The organism is Streptomyces rubrogriseus (genome assembly GCF_027947575.1).
Taxonomy (GTDB): domain Bacteria; phylum Actinomycetota; class Actinomycetes; order Streptomycetales; family Streptomycetaceae; genus Streptomyces; species Streptomyces rubrogriseus.
The window spans coordinates 5,443,236-5,464,104 of record NZ_CP116256.1 but is presented as its reverse complement, the minus strand read 5'-3'; the positions used below and the strand labels follow the sequence as shown (position 1 = coordinate 5,464,104).

At 75.2% G+C, this 20,869-nt stretch carries 11 protein-coding genes; 7 read left to right on the top strand and 4 right to left on the bottom strand.

Translation table 11 applies throughout. The features are described 5' to 3' along the window. The first annotated feature begins 32 nt into the window (after positions 1 to 32). The 4 genes from Sru02f_RS24985 to Sru02f_RS24970 all read left to right on the top strand — a co-directional run bounded on the left by Sru02f_RS24985 (position 33) and on the right by Sru02f_RS24970 (position 10,440). The gene (locus Sru02f_RS24985; protein WP_109028642.1) at positions 33 to 5,063 is read left to right on the top strand and encodes a DNA-binding protein; all 5,031 of its coding nucleotides are present in this window, start codon (positions 33 to 35) and stop codon (positions 5,061 to 5,063) included. 75 nt (positions 5,064 to 5,138) lie between these two features. Further along, positions 5,139 to 8,654, top strand: coding sequence for a DUF5682 family protein (locus Sru02f_RS24980; protein ID WP_109028643.1), 3,516 nt, complete (start codon positions 5,139 to 5,141; stop codon positions 8,652 to 8,654). Then, complete coding sequence (locus tag Sru02f_RS24975) at positions 8,651 to 9,115, top strand: hypothetical protein (protein WP_373103550.1); 465 nt, start codon at positions 8,651 to 8,653, stop codon at positions 9,113 to 9,115. Before Sru02f_RS24980 ends, Sru02f_RS24975 begins: the two co-directional genes overlap by 4 nt. Continuing rightward, on the top strand, positions 9,112 to 10,440 hold the full coding sequence (locus Sru02f_RS24970; RefSeq protein WP_373103547.1) for a hypothetical protein: 1,329 nt from the start codon (positions 9,112 to 9,114) through the stop codon (positions 10,438 to 10,440). The genes Sru02f_RS24975 and Sru02f_RS24970 overlap by 4 nt, the downstream gene beginning before the upstream one ends. 78 nt (positions 10,441 to 10,518) lie before the next feature. Here the strand turns inward: Sru02f_RS24970 and Sru02f_RS24965 are convergent, their stop codons facing one another. Further along, positions 10,519 to 11,820 carry an MFS transporter gene (locus Sru02f_RS24965; RefSeq protein ID WP_164277588.1) on the bottom strand — a complete coding sequence of 434 codons (1,302 nt, stop codon included), beginning with the start codon at positions 11,818 to 11,820 and terminating at the stop codon, positions 10,519 to 10,521. A 171-nt stretch (positions 11,821 to 11,991) separates the two neighbouring features. On the opposite strand from Sru02f_RS24965, the gene Sru02f_RS24960 reads away from it, so the two are divergent. After that, on the top strand, positions 11,992 to 14,055 hold the full coding sequence (locus Sru02f_RS24960; protein WP_109028645.1) for a phosphocholine-specific phospholipase C: 2,064 nt from the start codon (positions 11,992 to 11,994) through the stop codon (positions 14,053 to 14,055). Positions 14,056 to 14,073: 18 nt separating this feature from the next. On the opposite strand, the gene Sru02f_RS24955 is transcribed toward Sru02f_RS24960, so the two are convergent. Further along, complete coding sequence (locus Sru02f_RS24955) at positions 14,074 to 15,057, bottom strand: DMT family protein (RefSeq protein ID WP_373103545.1); 984 nt, start codon at positions 15,055 to 15,057, stop codon at positions 14,074 to 14,076. Beyond that, positions 15,054 to 15,869 carry a phosphatase PAP2 family protein gene (locus tag Sru02f_RS24950; protein ID WP_109028647.1) on the bottom strand — a complete coding sequence of 272 codons (816 nt, stop codon included), beginning with the start codon at positions 15,867 to 15,869 and terminating at the stop codon, positions 15,054 to 15,056. The genes Sru02f_RS24955 and Sru02f_RS24950 overlap by 4 nt, the downstream gene beginning before the upstream one ends. Before the next feature lie 175 nt (positions 15,870 to 16,044). Between Sru02f_RS24950 and Sru02f_RS24945 the strand changes: the two genes are divergently transcribed. After that, positions 16,045 to 16,659 (top strand): TetR/AcrR family transcriptional regulator, encoded by a 615-nt coding sequence (locus Sru02f_RS24945; protein WP_109028648.1) that lies wholly within the window; start codon positions 16,045 to 16,047, stop codon positions 16,657 to 16,659. Positions 16,660 to 16,827: 168 nt separating this feature from the next. Here Sru02f_RS24945 and Sru02f_RS24940 read toward each other — a convergent pair whose 3' ends face one another. Beyond that, positions 16,828 to 17,865: a DUF2510 domain-containing protein gene (locus Sru02f_RS24940; RefSeq protein ID WP_109028649.1), complete on the bottom strand. Its 1,038-nt coding sequence runs from the start codon at positions 17,863 to 17,865 to the stop codon at positions 16,828 to 16,830. Positions 17,866 to 18,210: 345 nt separating this feature from the next. On the opposite strand from Sru02f_RS24940, the gene Sru02f_RS24935 reads away from it, so the two are divergent. Then, positions 18,211 to 20,823 (top strand): ATP-binding protein, encoded by a 2,613-nt coding sequence (locus tag Sru02f_RS24935; protein ID WP_373103745.1) that lies wholly within the window; start codon positions 18,211 to 18,213, stop codon positions 20,821 to 20,823. The last annotated feature ends 46 nt before the right edge of the window (positions 20,824 to 20,869 follow it).

Genomic DNA, 20,869 nt, shown 5'->3' with positions numbered 1-20,869 from the left:
GTACGTACCACACCCACGAAAGGCACACGATCATGAGCGACGGCACGACCCGGGACGGGGCGGCGGCTGAGGTGGAGGAGCTGCTGCGCGCCGGTGCGGTACTGCCGCCGGGCACCACCGGGGGCGGCGACCGCGCCGTGCCCGTGTTCACCCGGGCCTACCGGCATCCGGGGCTGGACGACCGGATCGTCGTACGCCTGACGCCCGCCGACCCGTCCGGCACGGAACCCGCCGCGGGAGACCCGGCAGGCGGGGACGGCGGCGGGTTCCTCGGGCTGCTGCCCGTGGGCGAGCCGGTCGAGGTCGGCGTCGGACAGCACCGGGCCATGGGCTTCCCCGAGTGGGTGCTGGTCCGCCACCCCACCGACGGCCACCTCGCGATGTCCCTGGTCGAGGAGATGAACAAGGTCGCCAGGACGGTGCGCTCCCGGGCGAAGCGGGCCCGCGCCACCTACGAGTCGATCGGAGCCCGCCTCGCGGGTTCCGTGCCGCACTTCCTGCCCACCTTCTACGAGGAGGCCGGCCGGGTGTTCCTGGCCGCCGGCGAGAAGGCCTACGCCTCGCAGATGTTCGTCAACGCGCGCAAGGCCGAGACGGCCCACGCCCTGCCGTTCGACGAGGCCCGCATGGACGCGGTGTTCCTGGAGTTCGCCCTCGCCGACGCCATGCCGACCAAGGTGCTCTCCAGTTACGCCAAGGGACTCTCGTCCCGGGTGCCGGCCGCCACCGCCTTCCGGCACCTGCGCGGGCTCTTCGTCCGGCTCGCCGCGCACGGCGTGGCCCCGTCCAGCCCCGGCGCGGGCGATCTGCGCAGGCTGGCGAAGGCCGTCGCGGGCAGGAACGCCCTCGCCGAGGAGATGGCCTACCTGCGCGAGGTGCTGCCGCTGCCCGGCACCCGCAAGGCACCGCCCGGCTGGTGGAAGGCGCACCGGGCCGCCCTGCTGGAACTGACCCGGCGCGAACCCGCCGCCCGCGGCACCCTGCTCGGACTGCTCCCCTCGGAGTGGGAGCACGAGGAGCTGGGACAGTGGCTCGACCTGCTGGACAAGACCGGCGCCACCGAGGGACTGTGCGACGCCACGCTGCCCGCCGAGGCCCGGTCGCCCGACGGCACCGCCGGCTGGACCCGCCGGTTCCTCGCCCTGTGCCGCACCCACGAGCGGAGCATCGCGCCGTCCGGGCTGTACCCCCTCCTCGACCGCATGGCCGGTGCCCTCCGCGCCGAACTGCACGACGAGGGCGGCACGCTGCCGCCCCCCGTCGGCGACGTCAACCTCCTCGACCAGCTCCTCGCCCTGGCCATCCCGGTCGGGGACCCCGAGGAGCGCCCGTGGCTCAACCTCCAGGACTGGGCGGACCTCGACGAACGGCGCGACCTCCTCGCCCTGGAGGCCGACACCCGTTTCCGGGAGGTGTTCCAGAGCGGCTGCCCCACCTACGAGCGCGAGGGCATCGACAAGCGCACCGTGACCCGGCTCGCCGAGTCGCCGGGCGGCCGCCCGATGCTCGCCGAATGGGTGGCCGGGGTCAGCCGCGGCTACCTCACCAGTGGACTGGGCGACTTCGCCCTCAACAGCGGCCCGTTCGAGACCCTGAACTGGCTGCCGGGCGAGATCATGGCGACCGCCGAGCAGGAGGTCCGGGACGCCCTGGGCACCGGCATGGCGCCCGTGCTCGCCCGCGCCCTGCGCAACGGGATCGTCGACGAACTGGGCTGGCCCGCCTGGGACGAGGCGATCGGCTCCGCCGCCTCCCCGGAGAGGGCCCGCGCGACACGCGTGGCCGAGGCATGGCCGTACCTCGTCGTCCTCGACGGCACGTACGCGCGGGTACTCGGCGCGCGGGGCACGGTCCTCAGTCACGAACTGCGCCTGCCGGACGACGCGGACCGCCCCGACGTCCGGTACGTGGACGGCGGACTGCTCGTCTCCTGGTACGTGTCCGCCACGTCCACCTCGCACGGCTACTGGTACCACCCCGACACGGGCATCTCGCCGCCCACGGAACTCGTCGGCGACGTCCGCTCCTCCTACGCCTGCCACGCGGACGGCAGCGGCGGGACGAACGGCATGCCGCCCGTCTCCCTCCCGTTCGCCGGGGGCGGCAGGACCAGCGGCTACCGCGTGCTGCGGCCCGGGGACACCCACGTCCCGTGGCGCCGTCGGGTGATCGGTGACGGCACCTCGTACTGGGTCTGGATCGACGACTGGTCCCGCCGGCAGAACAGCACCTGGCACGCCTACGACCCGGCCGACGACACGATGGGCGAGCGCGGCGGTCCGGACTGGTTCGCCCAGGGGCTGCGCGCCGCACCGGAGGGCAGCACCCTCGGCACCACGTGGCTGCTGCCCGCCCCGTCCGCCGAACCGGGCCCGGTGTGCGCCCCGGTGGACGGGCTGCTCGGCTGGCGGGTGATCATCCGGCCTGATGGTTCGCAGCAGGGGGAGGACCTGGCCGGCCGCTCGGTCGTCGTACCGTGGCGCGTGGGCGGGAGCCCGGAGAACGCGCTGGTCTTCCCCGGCTCCGACCGGGTCGTCACCGTGATGCGATGGTCGAGCGACCTCCAACTGCGAGACTCCGACCACGCGGTGCTCGCCCGCTTCAATCGTGATCAGACAGCCGGTCCCTTCTCCGCGGGCACCCCTCTGCTGCCGCCCCTGCGCTACTGGCACCTGCTCCGGCCCCGCGACCCGCAGGGCTCCGCGGCGCTCCGCCGGGTCGGCGACGACGTCGCGGCGGCACTGCTGGCGGCGGCCGTCGCCGAGACCGCCGGGGACGGGGCGGCGGACCGGGACGCGGTGCTCGGACCCGTCCGCACGCTCTTCCCCGAGGTCGGCGACGAGGCGCTGCTCCGGGGCATCACCGGCGTGGCGCGCTACGCCGCCGAGCAGCAGCGCGTCCTGGACGGGCTGCTCGCCCGGCTGGACTCGGCGGTCCGGGGCGTCACCCCGGAGGAACCGCGGCCCGCGCTCGGCGACCGCCTGCTCGCCTCCGCGCTGAACGGCGTCGGCCTGACCGAACGCGACGCACGCTGGTACTACGACTTCCAGCACAGCCTCTTCGAGCTGCCGCAGCTCCTCGCCCGGTCGATGAAGGGACTGGCCGAACCGGCTCCCGCGGGCGTATTTCACCTGTCGCTCGCCAAGCAGGAGCCGTTGGAGCACCTCAACGGACTGGCGCTGCCCGAACTGCCCGCCGTACTGGCGCTCCGGGCGGCCTCGGAAGCCACCGTGGAGGAGCACCGGCAGGCCCTGGACACCTTCCTCGGCGAACTGGACGCGCACGGGCTGACGGAGCTGGACCCCGGCCACTGGCGCCGGGTGCACCTGGCCTTCGACCCCGACACCTTCGACGGGCCGGGCGACACCTACGGGTACACGAGGGGGACCGTGCTCAACCTGGAGGGCGGCGCGTTCCTCGTCTTCCCCGACGACTGGTACCAGTTCGTCCGCGAGTACGGACCCCACGAGGTCAAGGGCAAGCACTACGGCGCGGCCTACCACGACCCGTCCGGCCGCTTCGAGACGCCGGCCCCCTACACGCCGGTGTCCGAGGAGCCGTTCGTGCCGGAGCCGGCCCGGGCGCCCGGCTGGGTCGCCGCCCTCCGCGCCGAACTGGCCGAGCGCGGCCCCGTGCCCTGGCGCCCCGAGGCCGCCGAGGAGTTCTCCCGGCTCACCGGCGTCACCCCGACCATGGCCCGGCTGGTGCTCGCCGGCATGCCGCAGACCGACGACAAGCGCGCGAGCGTGCCCTCCGCGACCCTCAAGGTCATCGGGGTGAAGTCGGCCGACGCCCGCGTGTCCAAGGACGAGCTGAGACAGCTCGACAGCGCCGCCCTGCGGGCCGTGGTGGCCGCTCTGCTGCCCACCGAACCCTCCCGGCTCTGGACGCACGGCCCCGACACCGCCCGCGCGGCAGAGGTCTGGAACCAGCGGCTGGGCAGACGCACCCCGCTGCCCGAAGACGTGCTGCACGACGCCGTCCGCGCCGTCGAACCCGTCGGCTGGGCACCCGCCGACGCCCTGCGGGGCTTCGCGGACCTGGCCACCGAGCCCCGTCTGACGACGGACCTGACCTGGAGCTTCGGCCGCTACTACCTGGAGACCGCCGAGCAGGCACCCCGCTTCGACAGCTCGGTCCTCAAGGGGTCGGTGGCCCTGGCCGCGTGGCTCGCACACCGGCTCCCGTCCGGCGACCCGCTGCGGGCCATCCTGCCGGGCGTACTGACCGCACTGCGCGAGCGACTGGCCCACCCCGGTCTGCTGCTCGCCGTCGACCGGCGCGGGATCGACTGGGAGGCGTTCCGGCGGGCCGCCGGAGACCCCGCGGAGACCGGCGACGGCTTCGAACGCCACGGCGCGGTCGTCCTGGGCACCGAGCGGACGGAACCGCTCCCCGCCATCCGACCGGCGCTGCTGGACGCCGCCGGTCACGACCCCCACCTCGCGGCGCTGTACACCGGCGAGCGGCCGAACGCCCAGGAGACCGCACTGCGCCTGGTCCACGACCGGCCGTTCGCCGAACTGCTCGCCGACCCGGGCCGGCCGATGGCGGGGGAGTGCGACGCGGACGGGCTGTGGTGGCCCCAGGACCCCGCCCGCTCGGTGCCCGACCTGGTCGGCGAGGCGGCCAAGCGGTACGGCATCGGCGAGGACGCCGCCGTCCTCTACCTGATGCTGCTCGCCATGCCGGACCCCACCGACCGCAACACCGCCCGCTGGACCGGCTGGGGCGGGCAGCGCGGCGGAACGGCCAGGCTCCGCGCGGCCCGCGCCGAACTGGCCGCCACCGACCTCGTGGTCGAGGGCAGCCGTGCCAAGGCCGGACGCTCGCTGTTCCTGCCCGGCGGCTGGACCCAGCCGCCGAACCCGCACCTCCCCCTGGAGCGGTGGAAGCTGCCGATGTACGACCTGCTGGAGGGCGAGGCGCCCGTCCTGGGGGTCGTCGTGCCCACCCGGCCGGTCGCCGGGCTGTACCGCGAGGCCTGGCAGCGCATCCAGGACGGGGACGGGCCGCGCCTGGAGGAACTGGAGGTGCCGCGGCCGGGCAGGCGCCGCCGCTGACCTCCGCCACCGGTGGGGACGGCCGTCGGGCGGCCGTCCCCACCGCCTCCCCCGCACGCCCACGCACCTGGACCCATGACCGCACGCAAAGAGACCGCCACCGATGTGGTGGTGCCTACGGCTGACACGCAGCCGTACCTGATCGGCATACGCCACCACAGTCCCGCACTGGCGGTCGCCGTCCCCCGGTTGCTGGACGCCGCGGACGCCGAGGTCGTCTGCGTGGAACTGCCGACCGACTTCCAGCCCTGGCTGCCGTACCTCGCCGATCCGCGGACCGTGGCGCCGGTGGCCCTGAGCGGTGCCCACCAGGACGGCCGGCTGGAGCTCTACCCGCTCGCCGACTTCTCGCCGGAGCTGGCGGCGATCCGCTGGGCGCGGGAACGGGGCGCAGAGGTGGTCTGCTGCGACCTGCCGCTGGCGGACCGGGCATGGTCGTGCGGACCGCCGGACGGAACCGCGGTCGACGCCGACGAGTTGTGGGACCGCACCGTCGAGGCACTGGCGCCGGGCAGCGCTCCCGAGGCCGTGCGCCGCGCCGCCCTCGCCTTCGGGCGGGCGCTGCGCGACGACACCGCGGCCCACACCGGGATCGGTGCCGGTGACCTCGCCCGCGAGGCACACATGCGCCGGACCCTCGCCGCCCGGGGGCAGCGCCGGGTCGCGGCCGTGATCGGCGCCTTCCACGTACCCGGACTGTCCGACGAGGGCGGCTGGGGGACGGTGGCCGAGACCGCGCCGGACCCGGGGCCGGGCTCCCCGGTCGTCACGTCCCTCGTGCCGTACGCCTTCGCCCAGCTGGACCCCGGCTCCGGGTACCCCGCCGGCATCCGCGCCCCGCGCTGGCGGCAGGCGGTGCTCGACGCCGGTGGCGACCCCGGCCGCGTCCGTGCCGCCGCCGCCGGGTTCCTCACCGAGGTGTGCCGGGAGATCCGCGCGTCCGGCGACACGGCGGGCACCGGTGAGGCCGTCGAGGCGCTGCGGATGGCCGGCGACCTCGGCACCCTGCGCGGTCTGCCCGCACCGGGCCGCCGGGAACTGGTGGAGGCGGTGACGTCCGTACTCGGCCGGGGCCGGACCCTCGACCGGGAGTTGGGCGCCGTCCTGGTGGGCACGGGACGCGGCCGCCTCGCGCCCGGCACCCCCCGCTCCGGACTCGGGCCCTGGGTTGAGGCCGAACTGGCCGCGCTGCGGCTGCCCGGCCCGCCCGACCCGGGCGGCCGGGACCTCCGGCTCACGCCGCTGCGCACCACGCTCGACGCCCGGCGCGAGATCCTGCTCCAGCGCCTGCGGGAGTGCGGGGTGGGCTACGCGGAGCCCGTCGAGGTGACCGCTGCCGGGGAGGGCGGTGCGCTCACCACCCGGTGGCGGGCCGCCTGGACCCCGTCGGTCGCCGCCCGCCTCGACCTCGTCGGCGTGCGCGGGGTGACCGCCGCCCAGGCGGCCGACGGCACCCTCCGGGAAAACCACCGCAGGGCGGCCGAGGCCGGGCGGGTCACCCCCGCCCGGGTCGTCGCCCTTCTGGGGGCCGCGGCCCGGTGCGCCCTCACGGACCTGCTCCACGACGGCCTCACCGAGGCCGAGCGCGTCCTGCCGGGCGCCGCCGCACTGCCCGAACTCCTCGATACCCTGGACCTGTTGGAGTCCATCCACCGACGGCACCTGCCCGGCACCAGCGAACCCGTCCGGATCCGGGCGGCCCGGCTCGCCGGCCTCCTGCTGGACGCCGCCGTCCGCCTCCTGCCGGGGCTGGCGGGCAGCGACGAGACCCGGGACGCCGTCGCGGTCGTCACCCTCGCCGTCCGCAGCGCCGCGGACCGGCTCGGCCTGCGGCTGGACGGCGAGCTGTACGCGCTCTCCCGCAGCGGCTCCCCGCTCCTCCAGGGCGCCGCCCAGGCCGCCCGGGTACTGCTGGACCTCGACGGCTCGGACCTGCTCGGGACGAGGCTCGCCGGCTGGGTGGACACGGCGACCGGGCCCGACGGACGGCGACGGCTGGAACGCCGGCTCACCGGGGTGCTGGTCGCGGCCGGATTCCTGATCGAGTCCGCGTCCACCGCCCTCGACCCGCTGTTCGAGCGCGTCGAGACCATGAGCGACCGCGGCTTCCTCGACCGGCTGTACGCCCTGCGCGGCGGCTTCCGGGCGCTCACCCCGCAGGGCCGGACCCGTGTCCTCGCGGCCGTCTCCGACCGCCTGGGCGACCGGCCCGACCTGCGGCTCCCGGCGCCGGCCGCGCTGGTCGGGCGGTGGGCCGCGGCCGACGGAGAGGGCTTCACTCTGCTCCGGGAGCTGGGCCTGGCGGACCTGGTGAGCGCCCCGGCGGCAAAGGACGCGGGAGAGACGTCGGTTCCCGCGCCGCGGACGGAGCCCTCCGGCGCCGAGACCCCGCACGGAGCCGGCGCCCCGCGGCTAGGGCCCGCGGACCGCTGGCGGCTGCTGCTCGGCCGCGACACCGCGAGACTCCCCGCGGCCCTGCGGCCGTACGCCCGGGCACTCGACGAACTCTTCGACCGGGAGGGCGAGGAGGCGGACGAGGAGAGCCGGCAGACCGAAGAGGGCGGGGACGGCGGCGAACCGGAACCCGGCGCGAGCGGGCCCTCCGGAGGCAGCGACGACGACCGGACCGGCGGCGGAGCGCGCAGCTGGCCCAGCGTCCGGCACTGGGCCGAGGACCTCCGGACGCTGTTCGGCGCGGAGATCCGGGAGGAAGTCCTCGAACGCGCCGTCGCCGACGGCCGTACGGACGCCATCACCCTGCTCGACCCGGCCTCCGCACGGCCCTCCGTGGAACTGCTGTCCGCCGTGCTGACCCTGGCCAGGGGAATGCCCGAGCAGCGGGTGGCGAGCCTGCGGCCGCTCGTGAAGCGGCTGGTCGAGGAACTCACCAGGGAACTCGCCACCCGCCTGCGCCCCACCCTGACGGGCCTGACCACCCCGCGCCCCACCCGCCGCCCCGGCGGCCCCCTCGACCTGCCCCGCACGCTGCGGGCCAACCTCGCGCACATCCGCCGCCGGGAGGACGGGCGGGTCGAAGTCGTCCCCGAGCGGCCGGTGTTCCGGACCAGGACCGCACGGCAGAACGACTGGCGGCTGATCCTGGTCGTCGACGTCTCCGCCTCCATGGAGACCTCGGTCGTCTGGTCGGCGCTCACCGCCGCGGTCCTGGGCGGAGCACCCATGCTCTCCACCCACTTCCTCACCTTCAGCACCCAGGTCGCCGACCTCACCGGTCTGGTCGCCGACCCGCTCTCGCTGCTGCTCGAGGTGGAGGTCGGCGGCGGGACGCACATCGCGGCCGGTCTCGCCCACGCCCGCTCCCTGGTGAAGGTGCCCGACCGGACCCTGGTGGTGGTCGTCAGCGACTTCGAGGAGGGTGCCGCGGTCGACGGACTGCTGGCCGAGGTCAGGGCCCTGGTGTCCGCCGGCGTCCGGCTGCTGGGCTGCGCCGCGCTGGACGGCGGGGGAACGCCCCGCTACTCCGTGCCCGTCACCCGCCGACTCGTGGCCGCCGGAATGCCGGTGGCCGCCCTCGGCCCGCTCTCGCTCGCCCGCTGGGTCGGCGCGCAGGTCCGTGGAGCCGCCCGATGACCCGTTCCCGTCCGGGCACCGCCCCCTCGCTGCCGCCGGTCGCGCCGGAGGTGTTCGCCGCCGCGGTGGAAGGCCTGTCCACCCGGTTGCGCCGCAGACTGGACGCGGCCGTCGAGTCGCTGGCGGCCACCTCCGCCGACGCCGCCGAGGACGGCACCTACGGCATCCGCTGCGGCGAGGACGCGCTGGTCACCCTGACCCCCGGCCCGTCCGGCACGATCACCTCGCCGGACCAGGCCCGCTGCACCTGCCTCCTGTCCCCGCGCTGCCTGCACCGCACCGCCGCCCTGGGCGCCGCCCCGGTCGCGGACCCGGCCCCACCGGCCGAGACGGCTCCGCCGGCCCAGACGCCTCCGCCCACCGCGCCGGTCGCCCTTCCCGCGCGCGGCCCCTCCGCCGGGCAGGTCCGCGCCGCCGAGGGTTGTGGACGGCGGCCGCCGCCGTCCTGGCGGCCGGGATGACCGCGGCGGGCGCGGTCGCGCAGGCCGAGTTGCTCCGGGCCGCGCACACCGCACGCCTGGCCGGCCTGCACCGTGCGGAGGGCGCGGCCCTGGACGTCGTACGCCACCTGCGCGACGCGCGCGACCCGCAGGGCGCCCACCGGGTCCAGCGGCCCGCCCAGTCGGTCGCCGCCCTGCGGGAACTCCTCCTCGTCACCCACCGGCTGAAGGCGGCCGACCCCGACCCCGGCCTGATCGGCGCCGTCGTCCACCACCACCGCCCCGACGGGCCGCTGCGCCTCTACGGCGTCTGCCGGGAACCGGTCGTCGGACCCGGTGCCCTGGGCGGTGTCCTCACCCATCTCGTCGACGACGCCGGCAACTGGTACACCCTCCCCGACGTAGCGCCGGGGGGACCGGAGCGAGCCGGCCGCGCCGGCACCGCCCACGTCGCCGTCCGGTCCTTCCTGAGCGATCACGAACGGCTGTCCCGCGGTGGTCTGGTCGTCACCGGGGCCGTCGTCGCCCCGGACGGCCGCCTGCTCGCGGAGCCCGGCGTCCGGGCCACGTTCGCCGCCGGACGCCCCTGGGCCGGTTTCGCGTTCGCGGCCGCCGCCGCCGACCGGACCGGGGACGCCCCGCCGCTGACCGGGTGCGACGTGGAGATCGTCGCCGCGGACGGCGAGGCGGTGCTGGCCCGGATCGACACCGGCGACGGTCCGGGGCCGGCCGTCCGGCTGGCACCGGCCCACCGGCATCCCGCCCTCGCGCACACCGCGAACCTCCGGCGACTGGGCGCGTGCCCGGGGCTGCGGGTACGGGTGCTCGGGCGGGTCGACCCCGACCGGGTCACGACCCTGCGCCCACTGGCCGTCGGGCCGGTTCCCGGTCCCGGGGCGGCGACCCTCCGCCTCCCGGAGGACTGGCGGGACCGTGCCGACCTCGGCTACGACCGGCTGTGCGACGCGCACTTCCCGGCAGCGGCTCCCGGCCCGGCCCCGTCACCGGCCCCGCTCGCCGCTGCCGACGCCAGTCCGGTCGACTCGCCGCTGCGGCGCGTGCGCGACCTGGTCGAACTGGCGGTCACGGGCGGACGCCGAGCAACCGCGGAACCCGCGCGCGACAGCGACCGCGGCGCCCACGCCGCCGCGCTGCGCCGCGGCGGGTTCGCCACCGGCGCGGACCTGTTCGCCGCGCTCGGCGCGGTGGCCGCCCGCCGTCCACGGGACGCCTTCGGCCGCCCGGCCGGGGACGACCTGGACCAGTACGCGGCCCAGTGGCTGGCCACCGCCGTCTACCTCACCGGCACGGAGGCGGCCCTGCGGCGCGACCTCTGGCACCGGTGAGCCGAACCCGGCCGGAAGCCCGGCGGGAAGGCCCCGCGCGGGAAACCCGGCGCGAGAGACCGGCGCGAAGGCCCGGTGTCAGCGCCGCAGTTCCTTGTGCGCCGTCTCCGGCAGCCGCAGGTACACCAGTGAGGACAGCAGGCACAGCACGGCGACGTACCAGGGGAAGATCCCGGAGTGGCCCAGGTCCTTGAAGAGCGTGCCCACGTACGGTGCCGTGCCGCCGAACAGCGCCACCGTGAGCGAGTAGGGGAAGCCGATCCCGGCCGCCCGCACCCGCGGCGGGAACACCTCGGCGTTGACGGCGGCGCTGATGGAGGTGAAGCCGGTCAGCAGGACCATCCCGGCGCACTGCACGAGCAGCAGCACGGCGAAGGAGTCGCGCAGGGAGTGCAGCAGCGGCACGCTCAGCAGCGCGAAGCCCACACCGAAGAAGAGCAGCAGGGGACGGCGCCCGAACCGGTCGGAGAGCAGGCCGCCGAGCGGCTGGAGCAGCCCGAAGAAGGCCAGCGAGATCGTCCCGGCGAGCAGCGCGTCCGACTTGGCCACGCCCGCGTTCAGCTCGGCGTACGTCGGCAGGTACGACGTCCAGGTGTAGTAGGCGATCGTGCCGCCCGCCGTGATGCCGCAGATCAGCAGGGACTCGCGCGGATGACGGCGCAGCGCCTCGAAGAGGGCCGGACGCGGCGCCCGTTGCTGCTCGGTGCTGCGGGTCTCCTGCGCGCCCTGCCGGATCCAGAAGCCGACCAGGCTGAGGACGGCGCCGAACACGAAGGGGAGCCGCCACCCCCAGCCGTTCATCCGGTCCTCGCTCAGCGTGTCCACCAGCAGCGTCGCGATCCCGGACGCCACCAGCTGCCCCGCCGTGGTCGAGACGTACTGGAAGCTGGAGAACAGGCCGCGCCGCCCCGGCCCCGCCGACTCCACCAGGAAGGTCGTCGAGGCCGCGAACTCGCCGCCCACCGACAGCCCCTGGAGCAGCCGCGCCAGGACCAGGACCACCGGGGCCAGCACCCCGGCCGCCGCGTACGTCGGGGTCAGCCCGACCAGCAGACTGCTGCCGCCCATCAGCAGGATGGTGACCGTCAGCGCGGCCCGCCGCCCCCGCCGGTCCGCGATCGCGCCCATCAGCAGCCCGCCGACGGGCCGCATGAAGAAGCCCACCGCGAACACGGCGAACGTCGACAGCAGCGGCACCAGCGAGTTGTCCGCGCCCTTCGGGAAGACCTGGTCCGCGATGTAGGTCGCCAGGAAGGTGTAGGCGTACCAGTCGTACCACTCCACCGCGTTGCCCACCGAGGCGGCGAGCAACTGGCGTACGGGCCGTCGGGTCGGGGCTGCCGGTGCTTCCGTGTCCATGCCTGTCATGATCGCGACCATCCCCGGACGGGGAGCCCGGCACACCTCGCGTACCGGTGACTTTCACACCAGCGCCACCGGACCCTTCCCTGACGTTTGCTGCTCCTGGAACACTCCTTTCGCGCGCAATCCGTCATCACCCGGCACCGTCCGGCCGGTTGAACCCCCCAAGGCGAGAGGTCCCTCACCCCCATGGCCGAAGTGAACCGGCGCAGATTCCTCCAACTCGCGGGCGCCACCACGGCGTTCAGCGCCCTGTCCGCGAGCATCGACCGGGCCGCGGCACTCCCGGCGAACCACCGCTCGGGGTCGATGGAGGACGTCGAGCACATCGTCGTCCTGATGCAGGAGAACCGTTCCTTCGACCACTACTTCGGCAGGCTGCGCGGGGTCCGCGGCTTCGGCGACCCGCATCCGGTGCGACTGGACGACGGCAGGTCGGTGTGGCACCAGCGCAAGGGCGACGGCACCGAGGTGCTGCCCTTCCACCCGGAGGCCGACGACCTCGGCATGCAGTTCCTCGAAGGGCTCCCGCACGGCTGGTCCGACGGCCAGGACGCCTACCACGACGCCAAGTACGACCGCTGGCTGCCCGCCAAGGGCACCACCACCATGGCGTACCTGACCCGCGAGGACATCCCCTTCCACTACGCGCTCGCCGACACCTTCACCGTCTGCGACGCCTACCACTGCTCCTTCATCGGCTCGACCGACCCCAACCGCTACTACCTGTGGTCGGGGCACACCGGCAACGACGGCGCGGGCGGCGGCCCGGTCCTCGGCAACGACGAACTCGGCTACGACTGGACGACGTACCCCGAGCGCCTGGAGGCGGCCGGGGTCTCCTGGAAGATCTACCAGGACGTCGGCGACGGCCTCGACGCGGCCGGCCACTGGGGCTGGATCGACGACGCCTACCGGGGCAACTACGGCGACAACTCCCTGCTGTACTTCAACAAGTACCGGAACGCGAAGCCCGGCGATCCGCTGTACGACAAGGCCCGCACCGGCACCGACGCGAAGAGCGGCGAGGGCTACTTCGACCGGCTCCGTGCCGACGTCAAGGCGGGCAAGCTGCCGAAGATCTCCTGGATAGCCGCCCCGGAGGCCTTCTCCGAGCACTCCAACTGGCCCTCGAACTACGGCGCCTGGTACATCTCCCAGGTCCTGGACGCGCTCACCTCCAACCCGGCGGTGTGGGCGAAGACCGCCCTGTTCATCACGTACGACGAGAACGACGGCTTCTTCGACCACGTGGTGCCGCCGCTGCCGCCGAAGTCCGCCGCGCAGGGCCGGTCCACCGTCGACGTCTCCCTGGACGTCTTCGAGGGCAGCGCCAAGCACCGCGAGGGCTTCTACGGGCTGGGCCCGCGCGTGCCCATGCTCGTCGTCTCGCCCTGGAGCAAGGGCGGCTTCGTCTGCTCCGAGACCTTCGACCACACCTCGGTCATCCGCTTCATGGAACGCCGCTTCGGCGTCCACGAGCCGAACATCTCACCCTGGCGGCGTGCCGTCTGCGGCGACCTGACCTCCGCCTTCGACTTCTCCCGCACCGACAGCCGCCCGGCCCGGCTGCCGGACACCGACGCCTACGAGCCGCCGGACCGCGAACGCCACCCCGACTACCGTCCGACGCCGCCCGCGGACCCCGGCATGCCCCGACAGGAACGCGGTACACGCCCCACCCGGCCGCTGCGCTACGCCCCGCACGTGGACGGTGCCGTGGACACCGCGGCCGGGAAGTTCACGCTGGCCTTCGCCTCCGGACCCCGGGCCGGTGCCGCCTTCCTCGTCACCTCCGGCAACCGCACCGACGGCCCCTGGACGTACACCACCGAGGCCGGCAAGAACATCGCGGACACCTGGAACTCGGCCTACTCCGGCGGCTCCTACGACCTGACCGTGCACGGCCCGGCCGGCTTCCTGCGGGTCTTCCGGGGCGCCAACGAGGTCGCCGGACCCGCCGGACCCGAGGCCACCGCACGGCACCGCGGCGACGACCTCCGGCTCACCCTCACCAACACCGGCGCCGGCACGGTCCGGCTCCGGATCGCGAACGCCCACGACGGCCGCACCCGGACCGTCACCGTCCGCCCCGGCGCCACCGTGCACCACACCGTCGGCCTCGCGCGCAGCCGGCGCTGGTACGACGTGACGGTCACCTCCGAGACCGACCCGGCCTTCCTGCGCCGCTTCGCCGGGCACGTGGAGAACGGCCGGCCGGGGACCAGCGACCCGGCGATCGTCACGGACTGAGACTGCGGCCGGACGGGCCTAGAGCCGCGTGAGGTGCCCCGGCCCCGGCTGCCGGGGCACCAGCCCGGGCCCCGCCGGTGCCGGTCCCTTCGGCTCCGTCTCCGGACCCGCGAGCGCCGGGCCCGCGAGCCCCGGACCCGCGAGCCCCGGGCCCGCGAGCGCCGGTGCGGCTAGCTCCGGCCGGTCGGGGGCCGCCCGGCTCAGCTGGAGCACTCCCCAGGCGGCCAGCGCCGCACCGGTCAGCGCGAGGAGCACGCCGCCCGCGCCGCCCCGGAGCCGTTCTCCGAGCAGGGAGAGCCCGATCACCGCGGCGGCCACCGGATTGGCCAGGGTCACCACCGCCAGCGGGGCGCCGAGGCCGCCGCGGTACGCCGTCTGGGACAGCAGCAGTCCGCCGGTCGCGAAGGCGGCCACCAGCACGGCCACGCCGATCACCTGGACGCTCAGCAGCGGGCCCGACCGGTCGGTGACGGCGACCGTCACGGTCTGGGTGAGCGCCGAGGCGACACCGGACGCGATCCCGGACGCCGTCGCGTGCCGCAGTCCAGGCCGGGCGCCGGGCCGCGACAGCACGCCGATCAGCGCCGCCGTGGCGCCGGACACCGTCAGCGCCTCCGGCACGCTCAGCACGTCGTCCGGGGCGGGCCCCGAGGCGGTGAGCAGCAGTGCGCCGAGGCCCAGCAGCGTCAGCCCGGTGCCCCGCCACTCGATCGCGCTCACCCGCCGGCCCGCCAGCCGCGCCCCCAGGGGCACCGCCGCGACCAGGGTGAGCGCACCGAGCGGCTGGACCACGGTGAGGGGTCCGTACTTGAGCGCCACCACGTGCAGCAGTGCCGCCGAGGCGTTCAGCGCGACCGCCCACCACCAGGCGCCGGAGACCAGCATCCGCAGCGCACCGGCGCCGGAGGCGCGCGAGGCCAGCCGCTCCTGGGCGACGGCCGCCGCGGCGTAGGCGCAGGCGGAGACGAGCGACAGCAGTACGGCGACCAGGGCGGCGTTCACCGGCCCGCCCCGACCAGCTCGGGCCGCTCGGCCGACGACCCGCGCCGGACCTCGGGCCGCCGGTGGGGGAGGGCGCACCGCGGCCGTCGGGGCCGTTCGGGCACCCGCAGTACGGCGAGCGCGAGGCCGAGCAGGGCCGTGGCCACGATCACGTCGAGCCAGTAGTGGTTCGCGGTGCCCACGATGACCAGCAGCGTCACCAGCGGATGCAGCAGCCACAGCCAGCGCCACCGGGTCCGCGTCGCGACGATCAGACCGACCGCCAGCATCAGGGCCCAGCCGAAGTGCAGCGAGGGCATCGCCGCGAACTGGTTCGACAACGTGTCGGTGCGCGGCGGCCCGTACACCGAGGGCCCGAAGAGCCGGGCCGTGTCGATCAGGCCGGTGGCGGCCAGCATGCGCGGCGGGGCGAGCGGAAAGAGGAGGTGCAGCACCAGCGCGGCGCCGGTCACGGCGGCCAGCACCCGGCGGGCCCAGAGGTAGTGCGCCGGCCGTCGCAGGTAGAGCCAGACCAGGAAGGCCACGGTGGCCGGGAAGTGGACGGCGGCGTAGTACGTGTTCGCGACGTGTATCAGCGTGTCGCCGTGCAGCAGCAGGGACTGGACCGCGCCCTCGTCGGGCAGCCGGAGCGCCCGCTCCCAGTCCCACACGTGGTGGGCGTTGCGGAACGCCTCGGCGGTTTCTCCCGTCGCCAGTCGGCGGCCCGACTTGTAGACCAGGAAGAGCCCGGCCACGAGCAGGAGCTCACGGACGAGCGGTGGGCGCGCGGGCGCGTCCGGCCCCGCTTCTGCAGGCTCGCTGCGGGCATTCATCCCCCGGCCCCTTCGCTGACGGTGGTGCGTGTTGCTGGTCGGGTACGGGGCCGTGTGACGGTTCTCATCGATACGACCTCGTTCCGATACGCCAGTGTACCGATACGGTGGTGTACCGGTACACTGGCGTATCGATAGACATACGACACACGGGAAACGGGAAGGAGCGGGGCCGATGACGTCGCAGGACGCGGACCGACCGGAAGCGGCCGGCACCTCGCGCCGCTCCAAGATCACGCCGGAGCGTGAGCAGGAGTTCTTCGACGCCGTGCTCGACCAGCTCCGCTCCTGCGGCTACGACGCCGTCACCATGGAGGGCATCGCCGCCAGCACCCGGTGCAGCAAGTCCACGCTCTACCGGCAGTGGAAGACCAAGCCCCAGTTCGTGGCCGCCGCCCTGCGCTCCAACCGCCGGGTGCGCTTCACCGACATCGACACCGGTTCGCTCGCCGAGGACCTGCGTCAGGCGGCCGCGGCCGCGGGCGAGGGGGCGGGAAAGGACACCGGGCTGCTCCAGGCGCTCGGCCACGCGGTCATGGAGGATCCGGAGCTCAAGTGCGCGCTGCGCGAGGCACTCGTCGAGCCGGAGATCGCCGCGCTGCGGGCGATCCTCGCGCGCGGTGTGGCCCGCGGAGAGGTGCCGGCCGGCCACCCGGCGCTGGAGTACGTGCCGGCACAGCTCTTCGGCATGCTGCGGATGCGGCCCGTCCTGGAGGGCGAGCAGGCGGACGCGGCCTACCTCGTCCGGTTCGTGGAGGCCGTCGTGCTGCCGGCGCTCGGCCTCCCCTGAGACTCAGGCCGCCGTCCACGGGATGACTGGACGGTGGCCTGCCCGCGCCGCACCGTGGGGACGGGGGCGGCGCGCACCGCCGGCCGGGCGGGGCACCCTTTGAGCGGAAGGGCGCCCCACCCGGCCGGCAGTCTTTCCGCGGTACCTCTGCGGGCGCCGCCGGGCCGGTCAGACGTCCTGGCCGTCGCCTCCGCCGCCGCCCGAGGTGTCCACCTCGATGCCCTTGGTGATCTCGTCGATGACCGTCTGCTTCTGGTCGGTGTCGACACCGAAGCGGACGACGACGATGCGCTCGGCGTCGGCGGGCGAGGGGAAGGCCAGCGACTCGACGAAGCCGTCGGCACCCTTGGCGGTGACCGCCTTCCAGCGGACCAGGTAGCCCTTCTGCCCGGCGACCGTGACCGCCTCGGAGGCCAGCTCCTCGTGCGAGGTGATCCCGCCGTAGGACTCGCCGCCGTAGGATTCCTCGGCGTTCGCCTCGATGTCGGCCTTCGCGACCTCCTCCGCGGTGTCGCCCTCGGTCTTCAGGAGCACGGCGGGGGCCGAGTAGGCGCCGCCCTTCGTGCAGGACTTGGAGGTGTCGCCGGGGCACTTGTAGGCGTCCTCCGACGTCACCTGCGCGCCGACCTGCAACTCCTGCCCCGACCAGCCGTCCGGGATGGGCAGGCTGATCCCGCTGAACGCGTCCGTCACCGAGCCGCTGTCGATCGTGGGCGGCTCCGACTGGTCGGGGGAGTCCGGCGCGGGCGACCGGCCGTCCTCGCCGCCTCCGCCCCCGCCCGAGTCGCCGAAGGGGTCGTTCCGGTCGCCGGGACCGCGCCGGTCCTGCTGCGCGGCGCCCGCGTCGTTGCCGCCCGAGCCGTCGTCGGTCAGCGCGTACACGCCGACCCCGATGCCGGCCAGCACCGCCACGGCCGCCGCGACGGCTATGCCGGTGCGCAGCCGCCGCCGTCGCGCGGACGGGGGCTGGACGGGTATGCCCGGATAGCCCGGGTGCACGGGGTACGGCCCGGCCGCGGTGTCCTGCACCGGTGGTGGGACCGGCGGTTGCCCCGGCGGCTGTGCGGGGGGAGCCCATGCGGCGGCCGCCTCCGCGGGGCGCACCCGGTCGGTCCACGCCGTGCCGTCCCACCAGCGTTCGGTGGCGGGACCGTCATTCTTCTGTCCGGGGTCCGGGTACCACCCGGGAGGAGTCGCCTGCGTCATGTGCCCACCGTATGAGGCGTCGGTGAAAGCCGGATGAGAGGCCCGGCCGTACTCCGGCCGCGCCCCGCCCTGCGGACGGCCCGGCGCCCCGCGCGCCGCGCGAGGTTGACGGCCTCCCGGCCGCACCGCCGCTGATGACGGGCCCGGTCCGTCGTTCACGCTTTACCGCATGTCACCCCTCACGGCAACTGGTCGGCGGAGCGCCCACCACTTGCGCGATCGGAGGGCTAGGCTCAGGCTCTGTACGTCATTCGGGCGACTCGGGGAGGTAGCGGGATGACGTAGGTACGGCGGGCGGGCGCCGTCCCGGCCTCCCTCTGGGAGCGCGACGAGGAGGTCGCCACCATCACGCGCGCGGTGGACACGCTGTGCGCGGACCGCTCGTCCCCCGGCACCCTGCTGGAGGCCCGCGGCGAGGCCGGGGTCGGCAAGACCGCGCTGCTCGCCGAGACCCGCCGGATCGCCGAGGCCCGTGGCTGCACCGTCTGGTCGGCACGCGGCGGCGAGACCCTCAGGTCCGTCCCCTTCAACGTGGTGCGCCAACTGCTCCAGCCCGCCCTGGTGTCCATGCTCCCCGAGGAGGCCCGCGAGTACCTCGGCGACTGGTACGACATCGCGGGCCCCGCCCTCGGCATAGCGGACCCCGGTGAGCGGCAGGCCGACCCGCAGGGCGTGTGCGACGGCCTGGTCGCCGCCGTACGCCGGCTCGCCCGCCGGGAGTGGCCGCTGGTGCTGCTGATCGACGACGCCCACTGGGCCGACCAGGAGACCCTGCGCTGGCTCGCCGCGCTCGCCGAACGGCTCGACGAGACCTCCGTCCTGGTCGTCATCGCCCGCCGCCCCGGCGACGTCAGCGGGGACAGCGCCCGTCACCTGGAGGCGGCCACCGCCGTCGGCCGGCCCCTCGCCCCGCTCAACGCCCTCACCCCCGAGGCGACGGCCGGACTCACCCGCGCCACGCTGGGCGCACACGCCGAGGCCGCGTTCTGCCGCGAGGTGTGGGCCGTCACCGGCGGCAACCCCTACGAGACCGTCGAACTCCTCGCGAAGGTCCAGGACAGCGAACTGCAGCCCGTCGAGGCGGAGGCCGCCGAACTGCGCGACCTGAACCGCTCCGCCCGCGGCGGCGGTCTCGTCGCCCGCCTGGAGCAACTCGGCGTCGACTCCACCCGGTTCGCCTGGGCCGCGGCCATCCTCGGCGGCGGCATCACCGTCGACATGGTGGCCAGGCTCGCCACCCTGGACCGCGCCGACGCCGCCCGCTGCGCCGAGCTGCTCCGGGGCGCCCGGATCCTGGCCGTGCCCGACGCCACCGCCGGGCAGCCGTCCGCGGGCGACCTGGAGTTCGTGCATCCGCTGATCGCCACCGCCGTCTACAACTCCATCCCCGACGCGCTGCGCACGGCGATGCACGGCATAGCGGCCCAGCTGGTCGCCGACTCCGGTTTCGGTGCGGCGGCAGCCTCCCGCCATCTGCTCAAGGTGCACCCCGACGACGACCAGGAAGTCGTGGCCCAGCTGCGCGAGGCCGCCCGCGAGCACCTCGCCGTCGGAGCCCCCGACGCAGCCCGGCGCTGCCTCGAACGGGCACTGCAGGAACCGCCGTTGCCCGAGTCCCACGCACGCGTGCTGTTCGAACTGGGCTGCGCCACCCTCCTCACCGCGCCCGCCACCACCATCGGTCACCTGCGCACCGCGCTCGCCATGCCCGGACTGGAGGGCGAGCAGCGGGTGGACGCCGTCTTCCGGCTCTCCCAGGCACTGCTCCACAACGACCAGCTGGAGGAGGCCGTCCGCACCGTCGAGGCGGAGGCCGCCCGCAACCCCGACCCCTCCGCGCGCCTGCGGCTCCAGGCGGCCCAGTACATGTGGGAGGGCATCCACGCGGGCGAGACCTCCTCGCCGCACCGCTCCGCACGCCTGGCCGAACTCGCCGCCACCTGCACCGGCCGCGACAACGCCGAGCGCGCCCTGCTCATCCTGCGCGGCTTCGACGCCATGACCCACGGCGAGAGCGCCGAGGAGGTCGTCGAACTGTGCGACCGCGCCCTCGTCAACGGCCGCCTGGCACCCGGACTCGGCTGGACCGACACCGAGTGGGGCCTGGAACTGCCGATGATGCTGGCCAGCTCCTACGCCTACGCCGACCGGCTCGACCGCGCCGAGGCACTGTTCACCGAGGCCCTGCGCGCCTACGAGAGTGCCGGCTGGAGCGGCGGCCACCTCTCCCTCGCGCACGCCTACGTCGGCCTCGGCCACCGCAGGAGGGGCCGCCTGAGGGATGCCGAGCAGTCGCTGCGCGAGTCCCTGCGCATCGCCGAACGCGTCGGCCGCGGACTGCCGCTGTACTGGTCGGCGACCTGCAACCTGATCGACACCCTGCTCGCCCGCGGCCATGTCGAGGAGGCCCGGACCGTCGCCGAGCAGTACGGCTTCGCACCGCCGTACCCGTCGACGATCGTGCTGCCCGACCCCCGCCCGGTGCGTGCCCGGCTGCTGCTCGCCACCGGCCGCACCAAGGAGGGGATCAACGAACTGGAGGCCGCCGAGAAGGCCGCCGCCGCGCGCGGCCGGCACAACCCGGTGGTCGTCCCCTGGGCGACCGAACTGGCCCGGGCGCTGGCCGGCGAGGACCCCGGCCGCGCCGCCCGGCTGGCCACCGACGCCCGCCGCCAGGCCGAGCGCTTCGGCACGGACACCGCGATAGGAGAGGCCCTGCGCTGTGCCGCCGCACTGGAGACCGGCCAGCGCGCGGTCCGGCTCGCCGCCCAGGCCGCCACCTACCTGGAGGCGTCGCCCTGTCAGTACGAGCACGCCGCCGCCCGCGTGGAGTACGGCGTCGCGGCCCGCTCGGCGGCCGAGCTGAACCGGGGACTGGCGCTGGCCGAGTCCTGCGGCGCCGACGGCCTCGCGGCCCGCGCCCGCGAGGCCCTGGCGGTGGTGGGCCGGGCGGGCTGAGGTCCCTCAGGGCGCGCCGAGGGACCTCAGAGCGCGCCGAGGGGAT

Excerpts from the sequence above, each read along its gene's own strand:
- Sru02f_RS24965 (WP_164277588.1), bottom strand. The coding sequence starts at position 11,820 with ATGGTCGCGATCATGACAGGCATGGACACGGAAGCACCGGCAGCCCCG.
- Sru02f_RS24960 (WP_109028645.1), top strand. The coding sequence starts at position 11,992 with ATGGCCGAAGTGAACCGGCGCAGATTCCTCCAACTCGCGGGCGCCACC.
- Sru02f_RS24970 (WP_373103547.1), top strand. The coding sequence starts at position 9,112 with ATGACCGCGGCGGGCGCGGTCGCGCAGGCCGAGTTGCTCCGGGCCGCG.
- Sru02f_RS24940 (WP_109028649.1), bottom strand. The coding sequence starts at position 17,865 with ATGACGCAGGCGACTCCTCCCGGGTGGTACCCGGACCCCGGACAGAAG.
- Sru02f_RS24980 (WP_109028643.1), top strand. The coding sequence starts at position 5,139 with ATGACCGCACGCAAAGAGACCGCCACCGATGTGGTGGTGCCTACGGCT.
- Sru02f_RS24950 (WP_109028647.1), bottom strand. The coding sequence starts at position 15,869 with ATGAATGCCCGCAGCGAGCCTGCAGAAGCGGGGCCGGACGCGCCCGCG.
- Sru02f_RS24975 (WP_373103550.1), top strand. The coding sequence starts at position 8,651 with ATGACCCGTTCCCGTCCGGGCACCGCCCCCTCGCTGCCGCCGGTCGCG.
- Sru02f_RS24945 (WP_109028648.1), top strand. The coding sequence starts at position 16,045 with ATGACGTCGCAGGACGCGGACCGACCGGAAGCGGCCGGCACCTCGCGC.
- Sru02f_RS24985 (WP_109028642.1), top strand. The coding sequence starts at position 33 with ATGAGCGACGGCACGACCCGGGACGGGGCGGCGGCTGAGGTGGAGGAG.